Below are 23,082 nucleotides of genomic sequence, written 5' to 3'. Positions count from 1 at the left end.
CCGTCGAACATGAGCACTACCCTGACCACGGCGATGATCTTCGCCGCCGGACGCGGCGAGCGGATGCGCCCGCTCACCGACACCTGCCCGAAGCCGCTGCTCGAAGCCGGCGGCAAGCCGCTGATCGTATGGCAGATCGAGGCGCTCGCGCGTGCGGGCATCGAGACCATCGTGATCAACCACGCATGGCTCGGCGAGCAGATCGAGGCCGCGCTCGGCAACGGTTCGCGCTGGGGCGTGCGGCTCGCGTATTCGGCCGAGGGCGACGCGCTGGAAACCGCCGGCGGCATCGCGCAGGCGCTGCCGCTGCTCGAGCGCGACGGGCAGCCGGCCGTGTTCGCGGCCGTCAGCGGCGACGTGTACTGCGCGTTCGACTACCGGACGCTCGCGCCGCGCGCCGCCCGGATGGCCGCGCTCGACACGCCGGCGATGCACCTCGTGATGGTGCCGAACCCGCCATTCCATCCGGCCGGCGACTTCGCGCTCGGCGACGATGGCCGTCTCGCGCTCGACGGCGCCGCGCGCTTCACGTTCGGCAACATCGGCCTGTACGACACGCGGATGTTCCGCGACCTCGCGCCCGGCACGCGGCGCGCGCTGACGCCGTACTATCGCGCGGCGATCGAAGCCGGCCGCGCGAGCGGCGAACTGTACGAAGGGATCTGGGAGAACGTCGGCACGCCCGCGCAGCTCGGCGAACTCGACGCGCGGCTGCGCACCGCCGCGGGCTGATCGTTTCGCGGCCGCCTGCCGACTACCGGTTCGCCGGCGCGGCGGCCGATGGGGTGACGGTGACGGCTCGATGAGGTGACGAGCCGATGGAGTGACGGGCCGATGTGGCGCCCGGTCGACCGGCCGCGAACCGGTCCGGGATCGAATGTCGGGAACGCCCCGCCGGCTCACCCGGCGGTGACGACACCACGCTGCCGACAGCCTGCACACCGCCCGCTCCCGCCGCACGCCGCGTCGCGACACCCGCGCTCACGCGGCCTCGGCCTCTTCCCCGCCGGCCGCCGCGCGTTGCTGCTGCAACGCCCACATCTGCGCATACAGCCCGTCGGCGCGCACGAGTTCGTCGTGCGTGCCGCGCTCGACGATCCGCCCGTGGTCCATCACGAGAATTTGCTGCGCGTGCACGACCGTCGACAGCCGGTGCGCGATCACGAGCGTCGTGCGATGCCGCGCGATCTGGTCGAGTTCGTGCTGGATCGCGCGTTCCGAGCGCGAATCGAGCGCCGACGTCGCTTCGTCGAACAGCAGCACCGGCGGATCCTTCAGCAGCGTCCGCGCGATCGCGACGCGCTGCTTTTCGCCGCCCGACAGCTTCAGCCCGCGCTCGCCGACCGGCGTGTCATAGCCCTTCGGCAAGCTCTCGATGAAGTCGTGGATGTGCGCGGCGCGCGCGGCCGCGATCACTTCGTCGCGGCTCGCGGTCGGCCGGCCGTACGCGATGTTGTAGTAGATCGAGTCGTTGAACAGCACGGTGTCCTGCGGCACGATCCCGATCGATGCGCGCAGCGATTCCTGCGTGACGTCGCGGATGTCCTGGCCGTCGATCCGGATCGCGCCGCCCGCCTGCCGGTCGAGATCGTAGAAGCGGAACAGCAGCCGCGACAACGTCGATTTCCCCGAACCGCTGTGGCCGACCACCGCGGTCGTCGTGCCGGCCTCGATCGTAAACGTCACGTCGTGCAGGATCTGCCGCGACGGCTCGTACGCGAAGTTCACGTGCTCGAAGCGCACCTGCGCGCCGGCCACCGCGAGCGGCGGCGCATCGGGCCGGTCGGCCACTTCCTTCGGCGCCGTCAGCAGCCCGAACATCCGGTCCATGTCGGTCAGGCTCTGCTTCAGCTCGCGATAGACGACGCCGAGGAAGTTCAGCGGAATGTACAGCTGCAGCATGAACGTGTTGATCAGCACGAGATCGCCGAGCGTCAGCTTGCCCGCGAGCACGCCCTGCGTCGCGCGCCACAGGATGAACACGAGCCCGGTGCCGATGATCGCCTGCTGGCCGAAGTTCAGCACCGACAGCGAGTTCTGCGAGCGGATCGCGGCCTTGCGGTAGCGCTTCAGGTTCTCGTCGTAGCGTTGCGCCTCCCACTCCTCGTTGCCGAAGTACTTCACCGTCTCGTAGTTGATCAGCGAGTCGATCGCCCGCGAGTTCGCGCGCGAATCGAGTTCGTTCATCGTGCGGCGGAAATGCGTGCGCCAGTTGGTGACCTTCACGGTGAACACGATGTACGTGATGAGCGCCGCGAACGTCACGTACGCGTAGTAGGCCTCGTACTTGACCACGAAGAAGCCGAGCACGAGCCCGACCTCGACGAGCGTCGGCAGGATGCTGTACAGCGAATACGAAATCAGCTGCTGGATGCCGCGCGTGCCGCGCTCGATGTCGCGCGACATGCCGCCCGTCTGGCGTTCGAGGTGAAACCGCAGCGACAGCCCGTGCAGATGCCGGAACACCTGCAGCGCGAGCTGACGCACCGCGCTCTCGGTGACCTTCGAGAACAGGATTTCGCGCAGCTCGGTAAAGAGCGACGTCGACAGCCGCACGAGCGCATACGCGACGACCAGCAGCCCGACGCCGCCCGCGAGCACGATGCCGGCCGACTGCTCGGCACGCCCGAGCGCGGTGAGCTGCTGCACGGCGGACAGATGATCGACGATGCGCTTCATCACGACCGGCACGCCGAGGTTCGCGACCTTCGCACCGATCAGGCAGCCGAGCGCGAGCGCGACGCGCCATTTGTAGGTGACCAGGTACGGCAGCAGCGACCGGATGGTCTGCCAGTCGTTGCGAGGCCCGGTCGAAGCCGGCGCGGGCTCGCCGGAAGCGGGAAATCGGCGCATGGGGGAAGGGTTGTGCGGCGGTACGGGACGCGCATATCGGCGGCCGGCTCGCGCGCTTTCTCGTACAATTTGCGAACGTTGTATTGTCGCAGAAGCCGCTTCGCGCCGCTGCCAGCGCCCTCGCCGGCCACGCTGCGCGCGGCGGCCCATTTATTACAGGATGAAAGCCCCGCCATGACCGATTCGACCCTCGAACTCCCGCAGAAGCAGCCCGCGCTGCGCGTCGTCCCGCAACCGCACGACGCGAACGTTCACGGCGACGTGTTCGGCGGCTGGATCATGTCGCAGGTCGACATCGCCGGTTCGATCCCCGCGAGCCAGCGCGCGAACGGCCGCGTCGCGACGGTCGCGGTCAACTCGTTCGTGTTCAAGCAACCGGTGTTCGTCGGCGATCTGCTGAGCTTCTACGCGACCATCATGCGCACCGGCAACACGTCGATCACGGTCGACGTCGAGGTGTATGCGCAGCGCATGCGCCTGATGGGCGAAGTCGTGAAGGTCACCGAAGCGACGCTCACGTACGTCGCGACCGGGCCCGACCGCAAGCCGCGGCAACTGCCGCCGCTCTGACGGCAGGCGGCGCACCGCAGCGCGGCGGGCGGCCGTCAGTGCGCGGCCGTCAGCCCGAACTCGCGCATCGCGGGCACGAAATCGTGATTCAGCGCCGGCTTGCGCGACAGCTTGACCAGCACGTAGCGCTGGAACGGCGCGAGCCGCTGCCACTGCGCGAGCGCGGGCGCCGGCAGCCCGGCCAGCGCGCTTTGCTGCACGAGCGACTCCGGCACCGCGTCGACGGCGCGCCAGGCCGGCTGCTCGTCCGGCTGGAACCATGACGGCTCCAGATCGGCGTGCGTGCGCAGCATTTCGAACAGCGCGTGATCGAAGTTGGGCTCGATCGCGGTGTCGTCGTCGGCCGGAAAGCGCGCGAGCAGCTTGCGGTCCTCGAGCGGCAGCAGTTGCCACTGCTCGAGCGATATCCGCAGCCCGAAGCGGTCGAGATTGAAACGCACGATCATCGGGATGTACGTGAAGTTTTCCGACGAATCGTGTTCGAAGTTGAAGAGCAACGGAGCGTCGCTGAGTCCCATGGTCGTTACCTGACGTGGCGGATGCCGGCGCGGCCGGCTTGCCTGGGGTATTTTAGAACCTCTGCGCGCGGGCGGCGGCACGATCGTCGCCGACCGTGCTTCGAATCAACGGGAGTGCTCGTGAATCCGACCCAATCAGACGAACCGCGCGGCGCGATCGAGCTGCCCGTGAGCCGCACGCGCGGCGGCGCGGTCGAGACCGCGCACGACTTCGTCGGCCAGGAATGGCCGGTCGCCCTCGTCTTCAACGGCATCTCGCACGCGGTGATGATGTGTACGCCATGCGATCTCGAAGCGTTCGCGGTCGGCTTCGCGATCTCGGAAGGGATCGTCGCGCGCGGCAGCGACATCAAGGACATCGAGGTGATCCTGCACGCCGACGCGCCGCTGCCGCATGCGGAAGTCCACCTGGAAGTCGTCCAGCAGGCGTTCGCCGCGCTGAAGGACCGGCGCCGCGCGCTCGCGGGGCGCACGGGCTGCGGCGTCTGCGGAATAGAAAGCATCGACCTGCTCGACCTTGCGCCCGAACGCGTGCCCGATACCGGCTTTCTCGCGCGTCTTGCGCCCGACGCGCTGGCGCGTGCAGCGCATGCGCTGCCGGCACACCAGGCGCTCACGAAACTGACCGGCGGCCTGCATGCGGCCGCATGGTGCGACGCAACAGGCGCGATCCGGACGGCATTCGAGGACGTCGGCCGCCACAATGCGCTCGACAAGCTGATCGGCTCGCTCGTGCTGTCGCGTGCCGATCCCACCGACGGCTTCGTGTTCCTGTCGAGCCGCGCGAGCTACGAGCTCGTACGCAAGGCCGCGCGGGTCGGCATCCCGCTGGTCGCGACCATCTCCGCGCCGTCGTCGCTCGCGATCGAGATCGCGAAGGCGGCCGGCTTGCGGCTCGTCAGCTTCTGCCGCGAAACGGGGTACGTCGACTACGGCACGGCCTGATCGCGATCGCGGCCGCGCAGCGGCGAGCCACCGCCGGCGCGGCCTGCTCCGTTCAGTCGAACTGACGGAAATCCGGCTTGCGTTTCTCGAAGAACGCCGTCATCGCCTCGCGCGCCTCCGGCGCGCGCAGCATCGCGCCGAAGTGGCGCGCTTCCTCGGCCATCCGCGCGGGCGTCGCCACGCCGCCCGTATCCTTCAACAGCGCCTTCGTCACACGCAGTGAAGCCGCCGGCAACGCCGCCAGCTTCGCCGCCTGCTTCGCCGCGAATGCGTCGAGTTCGGCCGCCGGCAGCACGCGATTGACGATGCCGATCCGGTGCGCTTCCAGCGCGTCGAACGCCTCGCCGAGCAACAGCTTCTCGGCGGCGACCTGATGGCCGGCCAGGCGCGGCAGCAGGGCGCTCGAGGCCGCTTCCGGGCACAGCCCGAGCTGCACGAACGGCAGCGAGAACGTCGCGGTGTCGGCTGCGTAGACCAGATCGCAGTGCAGCAGCATCGTCACGCCGACCCCGACCGCGATGCCCGGCACGGCCGCCACGATCGGCTTGCTCGCGCCGCTGATCCGCGCCAGAAACTGGAAGACCGATGCGGTGTCGTCCTTCGGCGGCGACTTCATGAAATCTTCGAGATCGTTCCCCGAGCTGAAATTGCCCTCGCTACCGCGCAGCAGGATCGCGCGGACCGCCTTGTCTTCCTGCGCGTCGGCGAGCGCATCGGCCATCGTCTGGTACATCGCCGCCGTCAGCGCATTCTTCTTCGCCGGGCGCGCGATCGTGATCGTCATCACGCCGTCGGCCCGTTCCACTTGAATGTCGGCCACAACCGTCTCCTTGAACTGTCCTCTACCGGAATGAAAAACGGTGCGCGAGCTCGTCGCCCGCGCACCGTCGTCGCTCTTCGTCGCGTCCCGCTTACAGGCGTTCGATGATGCCCGCCGCGCCCATGCCGGTGCCGACGCACATCGTGACCATCCCGTATTTCAGGTTGCGGCGGCGCAGGCCGTGCACGACGGTCGCCGCGCGGATCGCGCCGGTCGCGCCGAGCGGGTGGCCCAGCGCGATCGCGCCGCCCATCGGGTTGACCTTCGACGGATCGAGGCCGAGATCGCGCATCACCGCCAGCGACTGCGCGGCGAACGCCTCGTTCAGCTCGATCCAGTCGAGGTCGTCCTGCTTCAGGCCGGCGGCCTTCAGCGCGGCCGGAATCGCTTCCTTCGGGCCGATGCCCATGATTTCCGGCGGCACGCCGCGCACCGCGAAGCTCACGAAGCGCGCGAGCGGCGTCAGGTTGAATTCCTTGAGCACCTTCTCCGACACGACGAGCAGCGCGCCCGCGCCGTCCGACGTCTGCGAGCTGTTGCCGGCCGTGACCGAGCCCTTGTTCGCGAACACCGTGCGCAGCTTCGCGAGGCCTTCGAGCGACGTATCCGCGCGCGGGCCTTCGTCGAGCTTGATCTCGCGCGTCTTCACGTCGATTTCGCCGGTCGCGAGATTCGGGAAGCGCTCGGTGATCGTGTACGCAGCGATTTCGTCGCCGAACTCGCCGGCCTGCTGCGCGGCGAGCGCCTTGCGGTGCGACTCGACCGAAAACGCGTCCTGGTCCTCGCGGCTCACCTTCCACTGCTCGGCGACGCGCTCGGCCGTCAGGCCCATCCCGTATGCGATGCCGAAATCTTCGTTGCGATCGAAGATGTGCGGCGACATCGACGGCTTGTTGCCCATCATCGGCACCATGCTCATCGACTCGCAGCCGCCCGCGAGCAGCGCGTCCGATTCGCCGACGCGGATCCGGTCGGCCGCCATCGCGAGCGCGGTGATGCCCGACGCGCAGAAGCGGTTGACCGTCACGCCGCCGACCGTCTGCGGCAGGCCTGCGAGCAGCGCGCCCATCCGCGCGACGTTCAGCCCTTGTTCGGCTTCGGGAATCGCGCAGCCGATGATCGCGTCCTCGATCACCTTCGTGTCGAGACCGGGCACCTGCGCGACCGCCGACTTGATCGCGTGAACCAGCAGCTCGTCCGGCCGCGTGTTCTTGAAGACACCGCGCGGGGCCTTGCCGATCGGCGTGCGGCTGGCGGCGACGATGTATGCGTCTTGCAATTGTTTGCTCATTTCAGACTCCTTGTCCGCTCTGTCCGCTCGCTCAGTTACGCACCGGCTTGCCGGTCTGCAACATGCCCATGATCCGCTCCTGCGTCTTCTGCGTGCCGAGCAGCTCGACGAACGCGCGGCGCTCGAGCGCGAGCAGCCACTCTTCGTCGACCAGGCTGCCGGCTTCGACGTCGCCGCCGCACACGGCTTCGGCGATGCGGCTCGCGATCAGATAGTCGTGGTCGCTGATGAAGCGGCCGTCGCGCATGTTGACGAGCGATGCCTTGATCGTCGCGATCGCCGAACGGCCCGCAACCGGCACGTCCTTCGCGCGCAGCGGCGCACGGTAGCCGGTGGCGGCCAGCGCACGCGCTTCCTTCTTCGCGGTGTCGAGCAATTCGAACACGTTGAAGACGATCGTGTCGGACGGCTTCACGTACCCCATCGCGCGCGCATCGTGTGCCGACGACGACACCTTCGCCATCGCCGCGTTCTCGAACGACTTCGTGACGAATTTCAGGATGTCGGTGGTCGCATTCGCGGCCGTCGCGGCTTCCGCCGCGCGCAGCGCCGCTTCCTTCAGGCCGCCGCCCGCCGGCACGAGGCCGACGCCCACTTCGACGAGGCCGATGTAGCTCTCGACGTGCACGACGCGCTTCGCGCTGTGCAGCATCAGCTCGCACCCGCCGCCGAGCGCGATGCCCGACACGGCCGCCACCACCGGCACGTTCGCGTACTTCACGCGCAGCATGCCTTCCTGGAACTTCTTCACGAACGGCTCGATCCCCTTCGCGCCGCCCATCATGAACGCGGGCATCGCCTCTTCGAGGTTCGCGCCGGCCGAGAACGGGCCGCCCGGCGTGCCGAGCTTCAGCGACGTCGGCTGCCAGATCACGACGCCCTTGTAGTCCTTCTCCGCGAGTTCGATCGCCTGCACGAGGCCGTCGATCACGCTCGGCCCGATCGTGTTCATCTTCGACTTGAACGACACGATCACGACGTCGTCTTCACCCGCACGGTCGTCGACCCACGCGCGCACCGCGTCGGTTTCGAACAGCGTCTTGCCGTAGGTCTTAGGATCGGCTCCCGCTTCGCCGATCAGCGGCGCGCGGAATACCTGCTTGCCGTAGACCGCGAGGTCCGAGCGCGGCACGAAACGCTTCGACGCCGGCGCCCACGAGCCTTCGGCCGTGTGCACGCCGCCCTTCTCGGCGACCGGGCCTTCGAGCACCCACGACGGCAGCGGCACGTTCGCGAGCGCCTTGCCGGCCGCGATGTCTTCCTGCACCCATTCGGCGACCTGCTTCCAGCCGGCGGCCTGCCAGCCTTCGAACGGGCCTTCGTTCCAGCCGAAGCCCCAGCGGATCGCGAGGTCGACGTCGCGCGCGTTGTCGGCGATCGATTCGAGATGCACGCCGATGTAGTGGAACACGTCGCGGAAGATCGACCACAGGAATTGCGCATGCGGATGATCCGTCTCGCGCAGGAGCTTCAGGCGTTCCGCCGGCGGACGCTTCAGGATGCGGCCGACCGTTTCGTCCGCCTTCGCGCCCGAATCGACGTAGGTGCCCGTCTTCGCGTCGAGCACCTTGATCGCCTTGCCTTCCTTCTTGTAGAAACCGCCGCCCGTCTTCTGGCCGAGCGCGCCCTGCTTCACCAGTTCGGCGAGCACGGCGGGCGTCTGGTAGACCGGGAAGAACGGATCGTCGGCGAGGTTGTCCTGCATCGTCTTGATCACGTGCGCCATCGTGTCGAGGCCGACCACGTCCGCGGTGCGGAACGTCGCCGACTTCGCGCGGCCAAGGCGGCTGCCGGTCAGGTCGTCGACTTCGTCGAAGCGCAGGCCGAATTTCGCGGCTTCGGTGATCACCGCTAGGATCGAGAAGATGCCGACGCGGTTCGCAATGAAGTTCGGCGTGTCCTTCGCGCGTACGACGCCCTTGCCGACGACGCTCGTCAGGAAGGTTTCGAGCTGGTCGAGGATTTCCGGACGCGTGTGCGCAGTCGGGATCAGCTCGACGAGGTGCATGTAGCGCGGCGGATTGAAGAAGTGCACGCCGCAGAAGCGCGACTTCAGTTCGTCCGAGAAACCTTCGGACAACTTCGTGATCGACAGGCCCGACGTGTTGGTCGCGAAGATCGCGTGCGACGCGATGTGCGGCGCGACCTTCTTGTACAGGTCGTGCTTCCAGTCCATCCGCTCGGCGATCGCTTCGATCACGACGTCGCATTCGGCCAGCTTCGCGATGTCGTCTTCGTAGTTGGCCGCTTCGAGGTACTTCGCGTCGTCCTTCACGCCGAACGGTGCGGGCGACAGCTTCTTCAGGTTCTCGATCGCCTTCAGCGCGATCGCGTTTTTCGGGCCTTCCTTGGCCGGCAGGTCGAACAGCAGCACCGGCACGCGCGCGTTGACGAGGTGCGCGGCGATCTGCGCGCCCATCACGCCGGCGCCCAGCACGGCGACCTTGCGAATCAGGAAATTGCTCACGGGATGTCTCCGGATAGTGTCGTGCAGCGCGGAATGTGAGGGCTGCACGGCGAAGTGAGTACCAGGAACCGTTGCGTTCGGGCGGCGTGCGGCGCGCACCGCCCGGACTCGCGTCAGAACAGCGATTCGTCGACTTCCATCAGCGTCTTCGAACCAGCGCGCGCGGCGCGGATCGTCGCGGCCGTCTCGGGCAGCAGGCGCGCGAAGTAGAAGCGTGCGGTCGCGAGCTTCGACTTGTAGAACGGGTCGCCGGATGCTTCGTTGTCGAGCGCGATGCGCGCCATGCGCGCCCAGAAGTACGAGAACACCAGGTGGCCGACGGTACGCAGGTACGGCACGGCCGCAGCACCGACTTCGTCGGGGTTCTGCATCGCCTTCATGCCGATTTCCATCGTCAGCTTCTGGACCTTTTCACCGATGTCGGCGAGCGGGTTGATGAACTCGGCCATCTCCGGCTTCACGCCTTCGGCTTCCGCGAATTCCGTCACGAGCTTGCCGAACTTCTTCAGCTTCGCGCCCATGTCGCCGAGCACCTTGCGGCCCAGCAGGTCGAGCGACTGGATCGAGTTCGTGCCTTCGTAGATCATGTTGATCCGCGCGTCGCGCACGTACTGCTCCATGCCCCACTCGGAGATGAAGCCGTGGCCGCCGTAGATCTGCATCGCGTGGTTGGTCGACTCGAACGCGTTGTCGGTCAGGAACGCCTTGATGATCGGCGTGAGCAACGCGACGAGGTCGGCCGCTTCCTTGCGCACCGCTTCGTCGGCGTGCGACAGCTCCTTGTCGATCTGCAGCGCGGACCAGTACGTGAACGCGCGCGCGCCTTCCGCGTAGGCCTTCTGCGTGAGCAGCATGCGGCGCACGTCCGGATGCACGATGATCGGGTCGGCCGGTTTGTCCGGTGCCTTCGGGCCCGTCAGCGAGCGCATCTGCAGGCGTTCCTTCGCATACGCCAGCGAGTTCTGGTACGCGACTTCCGTGAGGCCGAGGCCCTGCATGCCGACGCCGAGACGCGCGGCATTCATCATCACGAACATCGCGTTCAAGCCCTTGTTCGGCTCGCCGACCATCCAGCCCTTCGCGCCGTCGAGATTCATCACGCACGTCGAGTTGCCGTGGATGCCCATCTTGTGCTCGATCGAGCCGCACTTGATGCCGTTGCGCTCGCCCGGCTCGCCCGAAGCATCCGGAATGAACTTCGGCACGATGAACAGCGAGATCCCCTTGGTACCTTGCGGCGCGTCCGGCAGGCGCGCGAGCACGAGGTGAACGATGTTCTTCGACATGTCGTGCTCGCCGCTCGAGATGAAGATCTTCGTGCCGCTGATCGAGTACGAGCCGTCGCCGTTCGGTTCGGCCTTGGTGCGCAGGATGCCGAGGTCGGTGCCGCAGTGCGGCTCGGTCAGGCACATCGTGCCCGTCCATTCGCCCGACACGAGCTTCGGCAGGTATTGCTGCTGGAGTTCCGGCGCGCCGTGCGCGTGCAGGCATTCGTACGCGCCGTGCGACAGGCCCGGATACATCGTCCATGCCTGGTTCGCCGAGTTCAGCATTTCATAGAGCGCGTTGTTCACGAACGCGGGCAGGCCCTGGCCGCCGTAGTCCGGATCGCAGCCGAGCGCCGGCCAGCCGGCCTCGACGTACTGCCGATACGCTTCCTTGAAGCCGGTCGGGGTCTTCACGACGCCGTCGCCTTCATACGTGCAGCCTTCGCGGTCGCCGACCTGGTTCAGCGGGAACAGTACCTCGGAGCAGAACTTGCCCGCTTCCTCGAGGACCTGGTTGATCGTGTCGGCGTCGAGGTCCGCATGCCTGGGCATTTGCTTGACTTCGGCTTCGACGTTCAGAAGCTCGTGCAACACGAATTGCATGTCGCGCAGCGGCGCGGCGTACTGTCCCATGACTCTCTCCAAAGGTGGGCAAAACGGCTCGAGCTCCTGGCGGGCGGATCACGCGCCGCTAACGGCTCTCGCTCTGATACGAAACGATCGTCTTTTCCAGCGCGGCCCACGTGAGGCGCACCGCGTCCGGCGAATGCAGGAAGCGTGCGTCGTGATGCAGGCCGAGCGTGAAGCTGTACAACTCGAAGAGCATCAGTTCCGGATCCGTGTCCGTGCGCAGATGCCCTTCTTCCATCGCCTGCGAAATGGCGCGCAGCAACGCGGCACGCCAGGCGGTCACGCTCGCGATCAACTGCTCGCGCACGGGGCTGTCCGGCCGGTCGTCGTACTCCACCGCGCCGCTGATGTAGATGCACCCGGTCGTCACCTCCTGGATGCGCTTCTCGATCCAGCGCGCCAGCATCGCCCGAAGACGCGGCAGACCGCGCGACTCGCGCAGGCTCGGAAAGAACACCTCGTTCTCGAAACGATGGTGATACTCGCGGACGACCTCGACCTGCAGGTCTTCGCGCGAACCGAAGTGCGCGAACACGCCGCTCTTGCTCATCTGCATGCGCTCGGCCAGCAGGCCGATCGTCAGCCCCTCCAGCCCGTCACGGCTGGCGAGATCCAAAGCAGCTTCGAGTATCGCGGCACGCGTCTGTTCGCCTTTTCGCATAGCTTTTTCTGTAACCGTTCGGGGGTTCGAATAAAATCGAACGGCCGTACTATTATTGAGTGCGGCCGCTCTCGAAACAAGGAAATTATTAGAAACCGGTGTCTAACCGAGCCGCTATTTTGCGCGATTCCGGCGGGACCGGAGCGGCTTTTCCGCACGAACGTGCGGACAGATTTTTGAAGCGAATGCTTAGTCTGCGTCAGTCGTAACCGCCGACCGTCAGTGCCTTCATCACGACACGATACGCGGTGTACGCGAGCCAGTTCAGCAATCGCTCGACGCGCGGGCGCGCGGCGTAGCGCGCGGCGTCGATCTCGCGGCCTTCGGCGAACGCAGCGGCGATCGCGTCGCGCAACTGGTTCGTCACTGCATCGTAGCGCACCAGCACGACATTCGCTTCATTGTTCAGCATCAGGCTCAGCGCGTCCAGATTCGACGAGCCGACCGTCGCCCAGTTGTCGTCGATCACGGCGACCTTGCCGTGCAGGATCGTCTTGTCGTATTCGGCGACGCGCACGCCCGCGCGCAGCAGCGTGTGATAGAGGAACGGCACGGCCGTATCGAGCGCCGCGAACTCCTTGCGGCCGATCAGCACCCGCACGTCGACGCCGCGTCGCGCCGCGCCCGTCAGCGCGCGGCGCAGCTTGCGGCCCGGCATGAAATACGGATTCGCGAGCAGGATCCGCTGGCGGGCCTGGCCGATCGCCGCGAGATAGGCCTTCTCGATCGCGCGGCGATTCACGACGTTGTCGCGCGCGACGAACGCGACGCTCGGCTCGGTCACGACCCGGAGCGCGCCGGCCTTGATCCACCGGTGGCTGCGCATCCAGCGCCGGAACATGTCCGGGAACGCTTCGCCGCCGTGCAGCCCCGCCGCGTACTGCGCATAGGGCTTGTGGCCGAACTGGATCCGGTGCCACTGCAGCTCGAATGCGGCGCGCACGTCCGACACCGCGGGGCCGGCCATCTCGACCGCGAAATCCCAGCGCGGAAACGGCAGCGTCGCGCTGCCTTGCGTGTAGTCGTCGACGATGTTGATGCCGCCGCAGAACGCGACCGCATGATCGATCACCGCGAGCTTGCGGTGCGTGCGCGAGAAGCCGAAGCGGCCGAACAGGAAGCGGTTGTAGATGCAGTGCTCAACGCCGGACTCGGCCCACGTGTCGAACAGCGGCAGGCGCGCGGTGCCGATGCCGTCGGTGATCACGCGCACGCGCACGCCGCGCTGCGCCGCGCGGATCAGCGCGTCCGACACCGGGCGACCGGCCTCGTCGTCGCAGAAGATGTAGGTTTCGAGCATCACCTGCTCGCGGGCGGCGTCGATCCGTTCGATGAGCGCCCGGAAGAATTCGCCGCCGGTTTCGCACAGCCGCACCGTATTGCCGGCCGTAAACGCGAGCCGCGACGCGGAGCCGCGCTCCTGCAGGAACATCTGCCGCAATTGCGCGAAGCGCTTGCGGGTTTCCGCATTCATGCGGACGAGCCGTGCGGCGCACGCGCGAGCGCCACGCGCACGGGCAATTGCAGGATCGCTTCGGCGTTCGACGGCGAGAAGCAACGTGCGGCCGCTTCGCGGAACGGCAGCCACGCATGATCGACATGCTCGCGCGGCGACAGCGTCACGTCGATGCGATGCGGTACGCACAGGCCGAACCAGTGCTCGACGTTGCGCGTGACGCCCGGCGCGTAGCGGTGCAGGTATTGCGGATAGATCGTGTATTCGATCCGGTGATGCCAGTCGACGAGCGCGGTGGCCGGCACGTCCGGCGTGCCGATCGCGATGCCGGTCTCCTCCGCCACTTCGCGCGCGGCGGTGACGGCGAGCGGCTCGTCGAGCGCGTCCTTCGAGCCGGTCACCGATTGCCAGAAATCGGGCTGGTCGGCACGCTTGATCACGAGCACATCGAGCTCGGGCGTGTAGATCACGACGAGAACGGATTCGGGGATTTTCGGCGGCTTCGTCATCTTTGTTTCATGCGGCACAGGGCCGTGCATGGACCCGTGCTCCGAACGTGCGGCAAGTGCTGCGACTGTACCGCAAAAAACGAAAAAGGCGCATCGCTGCGCCTTTTTCATCGGTGCCGCGTGGGCGTGACCGCTCACACGACCTGCGAAGAGCACGTTACGCCTTCGGCTGCTCCGGCTGACGCAGACGGATGTGCAGCTCGCGCAGTTGACGCTCGTCGACCGGGCTCGGCGCCTGCGTGAGCAGATCCTGCGCACGCTGCGTCTTCGGGAATGCGATCACGTCGCGGATCGAATCGGCGCCGGCCATCATCGTGACGATGCGGTCGAGACCGAATGCGATACCGCCGTGCGGCGGCGCGCCGTACTGCAGCGCGTCCAGCAGGAAGCCGAACTTCGCCTGCGCTTCCTCGGCGCCGATCTTCAGCGCGCGGAACACCTTGCTCTGCACTTCCTCGCGGTGGATACGCACCGAGCCGCCGCCGATTTCCCAGCCGTTCAGCACCATGTCGTACGCCTTCGCGAGGCAGCGGCCCGGATCGGTCTCGAGGTACTCGAGGTGCTCGTCCTTCGGGCTCGTGAACGGATGGTGCGCAGCGACGTAGCGCGCATCTTCGTCGTCGTACTCGAACATCGGGAAGTCCACGACCCACAGCGGCTTCCAGCCGGCCTGGACGAGACCGTTCGCCTTGCCGAATTCCGAATGGCCGATCTTCAGGCGCAGTGCGCCGAGGCTGTCGTTGACGACCTTCGCGCGGTCGGCCGCGAAGAAGATGATGTCGCCGTCTTCGGCGCTGGTGCGCTCGAGGATCGCCGCGATCGATGCGTCGTGCAGGTTCTTGACGATCGGGCTCTGCAGGCCGTCGCGGCCCTTCGCCTTCTCGTTGACCTTGATCCATGCGAGGCCCTTCGCGCCGTAGATGCGCACGAATTCCGTGTAGCCGTCGATGTCGCCGCGCGACAGCTCGCCGCCCTTCGGCACGCGCAGCGCCGCGACCCGGCCGTCCTTCGCGTTGGCCGGCGTGCTGAACACCTTGAAATCGACGTCCTTCATCGCGTCGGTCAGCTCGGTGAATTCGAGCTGCACGCGCAGGTCCGGCTTGTCCGAACCGAAGCGCGCCATCGCTTCCGAGTACGGCATCACCGGGAATTTCGCGTCGAGCTCGACGTCGATCGTCGTCTTGAAGATATGACGGATCATGTCTTCGAACAGATCGCGAATTTCCTGCTCGCCGAGGAACGACGTCTCGCAGTCGATCTGCGTGAATTCCGGCTGACGGTCGGCGCGCAGGTCCTCGTCGCGGAAGCACTTGGTGATCTGGTAGTAACGGTCGAAGTTCGCGACCATCAGCAACTGCTTGAACAGCTGCGGCGACTGCGGCAACGCGAAGAACTGGCCCGCGTTCACGCGCGACGGCACGAGATAGTCGCGCGCGCCTTCCGGCGTGCTCTTCGTCAGCATCGGCGTTTCGATGTCGATGAAGCCCTGCTCGTCGAGGTACTTGCGCGCCTCGATCGCGACGCGGTAGCGCAGGCGCAGGTTGTGCTGCATCTGCGAGCGGCGCAGGTCGAGCACGCGATGCGTGAGACGCGTCGTTTCCGACAGGTTGTCGTCGTCGAGCTGGAACGGCGGCGTGACCGACGCGTTCAGCACGTTCAGTTCGTGGCACAGCACTTCGATCTTGCCGCTCTTCAGGCCGGCGTTGACCGTGCCCTCCGGACGGTTGCGCACGAGACCCTTGATCTGCACGCAGAACTCGTTGCGCACGCCTTCGGCGGTCGCGAACATCTCGGCGCGATCCGGATCGCACACCACCTGCACGAGGCCTTCACGATCGCGCAGGTCGATGAAGATCACACCGCCGTGATCGCGGCGGCGCTGCACCCAGCCGCACAGCGACACGGTTTGGCCCAGCAGGTGTTCGGTCACGAGACCGCAGTATTCAGTACGCATCGACATGATGTTTGCTTTCGTTCGGTTTGATCAACGGGCGCCGCAACGCGCGGCCCGGGCGATGATTCTTTACTTACAGCGGCGGCTCGACGGGACGGCGGGCGGGCGCCGGAACCGGCGCCGAAGGCGCCACGACGCCCATCGAGACGATGTACTTGAGCGCGGCATCGACCGACATGTCGAGTTCGATGACTTCGCTCTTCGGCAGCATCAGGAAGAAGCCCGACGTCGGGTTCGGCGTCGTGGGCACGTACACGCTCACGTACTCTTCCGTCAGATGGTTGACCACGTCGCCGCCGGGCGTGCCGGTCAGAAACGCGATCGTATACGAGCCGCGGCGCGGGTATTCGATCAGGAGCGCCTTGCGGAACGCATTGCCGCTGCTCGACAGCAGCGTGTCCGATACCTGCTTGACGCTCGTGTAGATCGGCCCGACGACCGGGATGTGACGCACGACCGCGTTCCACCACGTGACGAGCTTCTGGCCGATGAAGTTCTGCGTGGCCAGCCCGACCACGAAGATGAACGCGAGCGTCAGCACCGCGCCGATCCCCGGCAGATGGAAGCCGAGCATCCGCTCGGGCTGCCACGATTCGGGCAGCAGGAGCAGCGTCTGGTCCATCGTGCCGATGATGAGGCCGAGCACCCACAGCGTGATCGCGAGCGGGACGAGAACCAGCAGGCCGGTCAGGAACACCGTTTTCAGGGTCGTCTTTTTCATCATCTGCCGTCAATGAACCGCGCCGGAAGCGCGGGTTGGTCGCGACCCGGCCGGGCCGCGACGGTCAACTGCCGGCGGCGGGCGTCGCGGCCGGAGCCGGCGCGGCGCTCGTCGTCGTGGTGCTGCCCGAACCGCTCGCCGCAGCAGGCGCGGCCGCGGCAGGTGCGGCTTGCGCCGCGGGCGCTGCCGGCGCCGCGTCGCCCGACGCCGTCGCCGGTGCGCTGGCGCCGCCCGAGCCGCCGCGGAAATCGGTGACATACCACCCCGAGCCCTTCAACTGGAAACCGGCGGCGGTCACCTGTTTGCGAAAAGTATCCTTCCCGCATTCAGGGCATTGCGACAGCGGCGCGTCGCTCATCTTCTGGAGCACGTCCTTCGCGAAACCGCACGCTTCGCATCGATAGGCGTAGATCGGCATGATATTTTCCCGCAGAAACTGGAAACGGCTTGCAAAACCTTGAATTATAGCCGAAACCCCGGCGCGCTCCGGCAATGGTCGCGGCGCCCGCGCATCAGCGGCGACGCCACGTGAGCCAGCGCTCGTGCCCGTCGAACACGGCCAGCGAATCGGTCACCGGCAAATCCTCGACCAGCTCGAAGTGCGGCGCGAGCAACGCGTCGAGTTCCGCTCTCTCGATCCCGAATGGCGGCCCCTTCGGTTTCGCCACCAGGAAGAAATAACCGGCCAGCAATCCGTCCGCGGGCAGCAGCTCGGCCATCCGCGCCGCATAGCCGGCGCGCAGGCTCGGCGGCAACGCGCACAGGAACGCACGCTCATACACCCACTGCACGTCGAACGGCGGACGGTACTGAAAGAAATCGGCCTGTTCGACGACGCCCGCATGCGCGCCGAGCTGCGCCTTCGCAGCAGCGACCGCCTGCGCGGCGAAATCGATCGCACGCACCGGCCAGCCGGCTTGCGCGAGCCATCCGGCCTCCTGCGCGCTGCCGCAGCCGGGAATCAGCACCGCGCACGGCTCGAGCCGATGCGCGAACACGCGGAACCCGTCCGGCACGCCGCCGAATTCCCACGGCGTCACGCCGCGTTCGAAGCGCTCGTTCCAGAACGACGCGCTGCCCGGGTCGCTCGTCGCGAATTCGGCGGCCGACGGTGCGGCCGGTTGCTTCGGATCGGACATCGCCGTGCTCCTTTCGATCAAGCGCCGTACGCGAGCGCGAGCAGCACGCGCGCGACGAGCGCGCCGACGCCGACGGCCAGGCCGAAGACCAGTAACGCCTGCAGCAGCCGGTTCGTCCGTTTCTGCTCGACGAGGATCTGGCGCATCAACTCCTCGCTCGCGGCGCGCGGCGCGTCGTGGCGGGCGGCCATCGCATGGTGGATCAGGCGCGGCAGTTGCGGCAGCGTCTTGCTCCACTGCGGCGCCTCGACCTTGAACCGCTCGTACCAGCCGCGCAGGCCGATCTGCTCGGTCATCCAGCGCTCGAGATACGGCTTCGCGGTCTTCCACAGGTCGAGCTCGGGGTCGAGCGAGCGGCCGAGCCCTTCGACGTTCAGCATCGTCTTCTGCAGCAGAACGAGCTGCGGCTGGATCTCGACGTTGAAGCGGCGCGACGTCGAGAACAGGCGCATCAGCACCTGGCCGAGCGAGATGTCCTTCAGCGCGCGGTCGAAATACGGCTCGCACACCGCGCGGATCGCGCTTTCGAGCTCCTCGACGCGCGTCTCGGGCGGCACCCAGCCCGATTCGAGGTGGAGCGTCGCGACGCGGTGGTAGTCGCGCTTGAAGAACGCGAGGAAGTTCTGCGCGAGGTAATTCTTGTCGAAATCGGACAGCGCGCCAACGATCCCGAAATCGAGCGCGATATAGCGGCCGAACGTCTCCGGATCGAGGCTCACCTGGATGTTGCCGGGGTGCATGTCCGCATGGAAAAAGCCGTCGCGGAACACCTGCGTGAAGAAGATCTCGACGCCCTCGCGCGCGAGCTTCTTGATGTCGACGCCAGCCGAGCGCAACGTCTCGACCTGGCTGATCGGCACGCCCGTCATGCGCTCCATCACGAGCACCTGCGACGTCGAGAAATCCCAGAACATCTCGGGCACGAGCAGCAGGTCGAGGCCCGCGAAGTTGCGACGCAACTGGCTGCCGTTGGCGGCCTCGCGCATCAGGTCGAGCTCGTCGTGCAGGTACTTGTCGAATTCGGCGACGACCTCGCGCGGCTTCAGGCGCCGGCCGTCGGCCCACATGCGCTCGGTCCACGTCGCGATGTCGCGCATCAGCGCGAGGTCGGAATCGATCACCGGCAGCATGTTCGGGCGCAGCACCTTGACGGCGACGGCCTTGCCAGCATGTGTGCCCTGCTTCAGCTTCGCAAAATGCACCTGCGCGATCGATGCGCTCGCGATCGGCTCGCGCTCGAATTCGTCGAACAGCTCGTCGACCGGCGCACCGAGCGACTTCTCGATGATCGCGATCGCGACCGCCGAATCGAACGGCGGCACCTGGTCCTGCAGCTTCGCGAGCTCGTTCGCGAAATCGACCGACAGCAGGTCGCGGCGCGTGGACAGCACCTGGCCGAACTTCACGAAGATCGGACCGAGGCTTTCGAGCGCGTGGCGCAGCCGCACCGCGGGCGGATCGGAGTAGCGGCGGCCGATCGTCGTGATCCGCAACAGCAGCTTCACGCGCCGGTCGTCGATCCGGGACAGCATCACTTCGTCGAGACCAAAGCGGATGACGGTGTAGACAATCTTGATGAAACGGAAAATGCGCATGCCCTGCGGCCCTCAGTGCGCGCCGCGCGGGCCGGAACCCGTGCGCGCGCCGATTTTTTGTTCGAGTCGCTCGACCCGCTTTTCGACCCGCGCGAGCGCATCGCGTGCGCGCGCCAGTTCGGCGTCGAAGCCGCCGAGCGACGCGCGCCGGACGACTTGCGGGTTCTCGTCGAGCCAGTATTCGGCGACGGAATCGAGCACGTTGCGGCCGGTGCGGCGTGCGCGCGCGCCAGCGTCGCGCACGACCGTCGCGATCCGGTGCGCCGCCGCGTCGCCGACCAGCTTCGCGAGATCCTCTTCCGGTTCCCAGCGCAGATGCTCGGCCAGCTTCGCGATCTGCGTCGCGAACTCCGCGTCACCTTCGATCTTCACGTGCTTCATCACGGCCGCCTGGCCGCCCTGCAGAAATGCGGCGACCGTGTCGCCGGCCAGCGCGATCGACACGTCGACCCGTTGCGCATCGTGCGCGTCGACGGCCGAAAGATAGCCGTCGGGCTGCACCAGCAGCGTGAGCGTGACGGGAGACACGTCGATCCGGGCAGTCTTGCCCGCATAGGGAATCAGGCGATCGCGCGCCCATGATTCGCGCGCGAGCAAGTGATTGACGGCAGCAGCAAAAGGCTTGGCGGCAAAGGTCATCGGGCTGGGAAAGAAAAAACCCGCGCAGGCCGGGCGCCCACGCGGGTTTCTATTGTAACGTCGGATCGGCGGCAGACCGTGCCTGACCGTACACCCGGGCGGCAAGCGGTCGCAGTGCGGCGGCCGTCACCCAAGCGCCCGGCGGGGCGGGCCGCCGGCCACGCTCAGTGCGTGTTGATCTGCTGGATACCCGCGAGCAGCCAGCCCTGACCGCCCGACTTCGACAGGTTCCACACCTCGTCGAACGGCGCAGCCGACGTATTCGCCGATTCGCGGATCAGGCCGTGGAAGCGCACGCTCGCCGACTGCTCGATGCCGCGATCCTCGATCGCGACCAATTCCGCGTCGAGCTGCACGACATCGGTCTGGTTCGCGTCGTTGCCGCGCGAATCGAGGTCGATCTTGATCTCGGCGAACATTTCGGGCGTCGTGAACTCGCGGATGTCGGCCAGGTTGCCCTGGTCCCATGCCGCCTGCAGGCGCACGAAATAGACTTTCGCGCTGCGCAGGAACGCTTCGGTGTCGAAGCCGGCCGGCACCTGCAGCGGTGCCGTTGCCGCCGCGGCCGCGCCGGCGGCCGCCGCACCGCCGCCGAACACGCCCTGCGCTTCGTTCGCGTAGCTGCTGCCGCTACCCGCGTAGTTGCTGCCGGTGTTGCCCTGCTGGAACGACGGGCTTTGCGAGTAGCCGCCGGACGACGATGCGGCACCGCCGACCGAATACGCCGGCTCCTGCGGGCGACGGCGGTTCATGAACTTGCGGATCAGCCAGATGCCGACCATCGCGAGCAACGCGATCACGATGACGTTCGCCATCATGCTCGCGAATGCGCCGCCGAGGCCGAAGTGCGACAGCAGTGCCGCGATGCCGAGGCCGGCCGCGAGACCGGCGATCGGCCCGAGCCAGCGCGAGCGGTTGGGCTGCGCGGCCGGCGCGGGCGCAGCCGGGTTCGCGCGCTGCGCCTGCGACGGCGCGGCCTGCTGCATCGGCTGCTGCGCGGGCGGCGTGGCCTGGCGCTGCGTGACGGCGGAATTCTGGCGGCCGATGCTGCGCCCGCCGCCCATGCGCCGGGCTTCGGCGTCGAGCGATGCGAACGTGCCGGCCGTGAGCAGGCCGACCATCAGCAGCGTGCCGACCCGTCGAGCCCACGGCTTCGACGGCTTGCTACGGTTGAACAACGAACGCGATTCGGACATCAGCTTCTCCAGATGTAAGGCGAATGTATGGAAAGAACCCCTTAGTACTTGGTCCCTAGGTGTAAAGCTACCACGCCACCTGACAAATTGTAATATTTGACGGCATCGAGGCCCGCTTGTTCCATCATCGTCTTCAGCGTGTCCTGATCGGGGTGCATCCGGATAGATTCAGCAAGATACCGATAACTTTCAGCATCTTTCGCAAACTTGTCGCCAAGCCACGGTAATACTTTGAAAGAATACAGATCGTACGCTTTTTTCAGCGGATCCCAGACTTTCGAGAATTCCAGCACCATCACGCGGCCGCCGGGCTTCGCCACGCGGCGCATCTCGGCCAGCGCGGCATCCTTGTGCGTCATGTTGCGCAGCCCGAACGCGACGGTGACCACGTCGAAGTAGTTGTCCGGAAAGGGAATTTTCTCGGCGTCGCAGAGCAGCGACGGCGTCACGATACCCTTGTCGAGCAGCCGGTCGCGGCCGACGCGCAGCATCGATTCGTTGATGTCGGTATGCCAGACCTCGCCCGTCGGCCCGGCCGCCTTCGCGAACGACTTGGTCAGGTCGCCGGTGCCAGCCGCGATGTCGAGCACCTTGAAGCCGGGGCGCACGTTCGCCTGCGCGATCGTGAACGCCTTCCACGCGCGGTGCATGCCCGCCGACATCAGGTCGTTCATCAGATCGTAGTTGCTCGCGACCGAATGAAACACGCCCGCCACTTTCTTCGCTTTTTCGTTTTCCTCGACGCTTTCGAAGCCGAAGTGGGTTTTGCTCATCGCGTTGATCCTCAGTAAATGCCAAGACGGCGCCGAGCGGGCGCCGTCGATTTCAGTGGCAGTGGCCGTGCGGCGCGCTGGCCGCCTGCATCGGCGCGTCGCGCTCGACGCCCGCCGCCTTCAGTTTGTCGAAATAGTCGCGCCACAGCGCGTCCTGCCGCGTCGCCAGTTCGTACAGCAGGTCCCACGAGTAGATGCCGGTCGAATGCCCGTCGGAGAACGTCGGCTGCAGCGCGTAGTTGCCTACGCCTTCGAGCGCGGTGATCGTCACTTCGCGCTTGCCGGTCTGCAACGTCTCCTGGCCGGGCCCGTGGCCACGCACCTCGGCTGACGGCGAATACACGCGCATCAGCTCGAACGGAATCCGGTAACTCTCGCCGTTCGGGTACTGCAATTCGAGCACGCGCGATACCGCGTGCACGACAACGCCGGACGGAATCGGCGTCGTGGAAGTCAAACCGCTCATGGCTGCCTCGAATCGGTCATGCGTTGAATTTCCTCGCGCACCGCATTGTGCAGCAGCGAGGCCTGCGCCGCGCGCGAGCGCAGGAGCGCCTCGGAGACGCTGCGCTGGCGCGGCGCCCACACGGGCTGCGGGAAATGAGCATCGTTGGAAAAGCGCGGAATCACGTGCCAGTGCACGTGCGGCACCATGTTGCCGAGGCTCGCGAGATTCACCTTGTTCGGCTGCATCACGCGGCGAACGGCCCGCTCGACCGCATAGACCACGCGCATCAAGTGTGCCCGCTCGGGCTCGCCGAGATCGGAAAACTCGGCCACGTGCGCGCCCCAGATCACCCGGCAGAAGCCCGGGTAGTCGTGCTCGCCCGTCGCGAGCACGACGCGCAGCGCCTCGTCCTGCCAGAGCACCTCGCCGCCGTCTTCACGGCAAAACACGCATTCCATCGTCGCTCCCATGTGGACCGGCGCCGGCATGGCTGCGCCGGCGCCCGCTCATTTCCGGCCCGGTCGGGCGGTCGTCATGCCCGCATTAGACCAGCACGCGCTCGATCCCGCCATGGTTCGCCCGTGCGACATAATCGGCCATCCAGTTCTCGCCGAGCACCTGGCGCGCGA

The 23,082-nt window shown here is 66.8% G+C and carries 23 protein-coding genes; 3 read left to right on the top strand and 20 right to left on the bottom strand.

Annotated features, from left to right (window positions below; translation table 11 throughout):
* Positions 1-9: 9 nt before the first annotated feature.
* Positions 10-732: an N-acetylmuramate alpha-1-phosphate uridylyltransferase MurU gene (gene murU, locus WS89_RS24250; RefSeq protein ID WP_059793990.1), complete on the top strand. Its 723-nt coding sequence runs from the start codon at positions 10-12 to the stop codon at positions 730-732.
* Between the two features lie 249 nt (positions 733-981).
* On the opposite strand, the gene WS89_RS24245 is transcribed toward murU, so the two are convergent.
* Complete coding sequence (locus tag WS89_RS24245) at positions 982-2,853, bottom strand: ABCB family ABC transporter ATP-binding protein/permease (protein ID WP_059793988.1); 1,872 nt, start codon at positions 2,851-2,853, stop codon at positions 982-984.
* A 174-nt stretch (positions 2,854-3,027) separates the two neighbouring features.
* On the opposite strand from WS89_RS24245, the gene WS89_RS24240 reads away from it, so the two are divergent.
* The gene (locus WS89_RS24240) at positions 3,028-3,423 is read left to right on the top strand and encodes an acyl-CoA thioesterase (RefSeq protein ID WP_006485741.1); all 396 of its coding nucleotides are present in this window, start codon (positions 3,028-3,030) and stop codon (positions 3,421-3,423) included.
* Positions 3,424-3,458: 35 nt separating this feature from the next.
* On the opposite strand, the gene WS89_RS24235 is transcribed toward WS89_RS24240, so the two are convergent.
* Positions 3,459-3,941 (bottom strand): nitrate reductase associated protein, encoded by a 483-nt coding sequence (locus WS89_RS24235; protein WP_059504464.1) that lies wholly within the window; start codon positions 3,939-3,941, stop codon positions 3,459-3,461.
* A gap of 120 nt (positions 3,942-4,061) precedes the next feature.
* Between WS89_RS24235 and fdhD the strand changes: the two genes are divergently transcribed.
* Entirely contained in the window at positions 4,062-4,886 is an 825-nt protein-coding gene (gene fdhD, locus WS89_RS24230) for a formate dehydrogenase accessory sulfurtransferase FdhD (RefSeq protein ID WP_059504603.1), read from the top strand.
* Positions 4,887-4,938: 52 nt separating this feature from the next.
* Here the strand turns inward: fdhD and WS89_RS24225 are convergent, their stop codons facing one another.
* The 18 genes from WS89_RS24225 to WS89_RS34945 form a co-directional block, all read right to left on the bottom strand.
* Positions 4,939-5,706: an enoyl-CoA hydratase gene (locus WS89_RS24225; RefSeq protein WP_059793986.1), complete on the bottom strand. Its 768-nt coding sequence runs from the start codon at positions 5,704-5,706 to the stop codon at positions 4,939-4,941.
* A gap of 91 nt (positions 5,707-5,797) precedes the next feature.
* Positions 5,798-6,997, bottom strand: coding sequence for an acetyl-CoA C-acyltransferase (locus tag WS89_RS24220; RefSeq protein WP_059504460.1), 1,200 nt, complete (start codon positions 6,995-6,997; stop codon positions 5,798-5,800).
* A 31-nt stretch (positions 6,998-7,028) separates the two neighbouring features.
* Positions 7,029-9,464 (bottom strand): 3-hydroxyacyl-CoA dehydrogenase/enoyl-CoA hydratase family protein, encoded by a 2,436-nt coding sequence (locus tag WS89_RS24215; RefSeq protein WP_059504458.1) that lies wholly within the window; start codon positions 9,462-9,464, stop codon positions 7,029-7,031.
* A 113-nt stretch (positions 9,465-9,577) separates the two neighbouring features.
* Positions 9,578-11,365, bottom strand: a complete 1,788-nt coding sequence (locus WS89_RS24210; RefSeq protein WP_059504456.1) for an acyl-CoA dehydrogenase C-terminal domain-containing protein — start codon at positions 11,363-11,365, stop codon at positions 9,578-9,580.
* A 58-nt stretch (positions 11,366-11,423) separates the two neighbouring features.
* Entirely contained in the window at positions 11,424-12,023 is a 600-nt protein-coding gene (locus WS89_RS24205; RefSeq protein ID WP_006485742.1) for a TetR/AcrR family transcriptional regulator, read from the bottom strand.
* 199 nt (positions 12,024-12,222) lie between these two features.
* Complete coding sequence (gene clsB, locus WS89_RS24200; protein WP_059793984.1) at positions 12,223-13,497, bottom strand: cardiolipin synthase ClsB; 1,275 nt, start codon at positions 13,495-13,497, stop codon at positions 12,223-12,225.
* Positions 13,494-13,988, bottom strand: coding sequence for a dihydroneopterin triphosphate diphosphatase (nudB, locus tag WS89_RS24195; protein ID WP_059794089.1), 495 nt, complete (start codon positions 13,986-13,988; stop codon positions 13,494-13,496). Before nudB ends, clsB begins: the two co-directional genes overlap by 4 nt.
* A gap of 157 nt (positions 13,989-14,145) precedes the next feature.
* Positions 14,146-15,948, bottom strand: a complete 1,803-nt coding sequence (aspS, locus tag WS89_RS24190; protein ID WP_059793982.1) for an aspartate--tRNA ligase — start codon at positions 15,946-15,948, stop codon at positions 14,146-14,148.
* Positions 15,949-16,015: 67 nt separating this feature from the next.
* Positions 16,016-16,666, bottom strand: a complete 651-nt coding sequence (locus tag WS89_RS24185; protein ID WP_012329208.1) for a DUF502 domain-containing protein — start codon at positions 16,664-16,666, stop codon at positions 16,016-16,018.
* 61 nt (positions 16,667-16,727) lie between these two features.
* A complete protein-coding gene (locus WS89_RS24180; RefSeq protein ID WP_059504450.1) occupies positions 16,728-17,081 on the bottom strand; it encodes an FmdB family zinc ribbon protein in 354 nt (117 codons plus the stop codon).
* A gap of 94 nt (positions 17,082-17,175) precedes the next feature.
* Positions 17,176-17,802 (bottom strand): SAM-dependent methyltransferase, encoded by a 627-nt coding sequence (locus tag WS89_RS24175; protein ID WP_059793980.1) that lies wholly within the window; start codon positions 17,800-17,802, stop codon positions 17,176-17,178.
* A 17-nt stretch (positions 17,803-17,819) separates the two neighbouring features.
* On the bottom strand, positions 17,820-19,397 hold the full coding sequence (gene ubiB / locus WS89_RS24170; protein ID WP_059504446.1) for a ubiquinone biosynthesis regulatory protein kinase UbiB: 1,578 nt from the start codon (positions 19,395-19,397) through the stop codon (positions 17,820-17,822).
* 12 nt (positions 19,398-19,409) lie between these two features.
* Positions 19,410-20,036, bottom strand: a complete 627-nt coding sequence (locus tag WS89_RS24165) for a ubiquinone biosynthesis accessory factor UbiJ (RefSeq protein WP_034208365.1) — start codon at positions 20,034-20,036, stop codon at positions 19,410-19,412.
* 164 nt (positions 20,037-20,200) lie between these two features.
* Positions 20,201-21,232, bottom strand: coding sequence for a Tim44 domain-containing protein (locus WS89_RS24160; RefSeq protein ID WP_059793978.1), 1,032 nt, complete (start codon positions 21,230-21,232; stop codon positions 20,201-20,203).
* Positions 21,233-21,273: 41 nt separating this feature from the next.
* Complete coding sequence (gene ubiE / locus WS89_RS24155) at positions 21,274-22,005, bottom strand: bifunctional demethylmenaquinone methyltransferase/2-methoxy-6-polyprenyl-1,4-benzoquinol methylase UbiE (RefSeq protein WP_059504442.1); 732 nt, start codon at positions 22,003-22,005, stop codon at positions 21,274-21,276.
* A 52-nt stretch (positions 22,006-22,057) separates the two neighbouring features.
* Entirely contained in the window at positions 22,058-22,471 is a 414-nt protein-coding gene (locus WS89_RS24150; protein WP_059504440.1) for a gamma-butyrobetaine hydroxylase-like domain-containing protein, read from the bottom strand.
* Positions 22,468-22,911 carry an HIT family protein gene (locus tag WS89_RS24145; protein WP_034208761.1) on the bottom strand — a complete coding sequence of 148 codons (444 nt, stop codon included), beginning with the start codon at positions 22,909-22,911 and terminating at the stop codon, positions 22,468-22,470. The genes WS89_RS24150 and WS89_RS24145 overlap by 4 nt, the downstream gene beginning before the upstream one ends.
* 85 nt (positions 22,912-22,996) lie before the next feature.
* Positions 22,997-23,082, bottom strand: an 86-nt coding sequence (locus WS89_RS34945; RefSeq protein ID WP_124556541.1) for a DUF3400 domain-containing protein, incomplete at its 5' end; no start/stop codon positions are given.

This window comes from Burkholderia sp. MSMB1072 (assembly GCF_001524725.1).
In the GTDB taxonomy this organism is placed as follows: Bacteria; Pseudomonadota; Gammaproteobacteria; order Burkholderiales; family Burkholderiaceae; genus Burkholderia.
The sequence above is the reverse complement of the archived record's forward strand: the minus strand, read 5'-3'. Positions and strand labels throughout refer to the sequence as shown.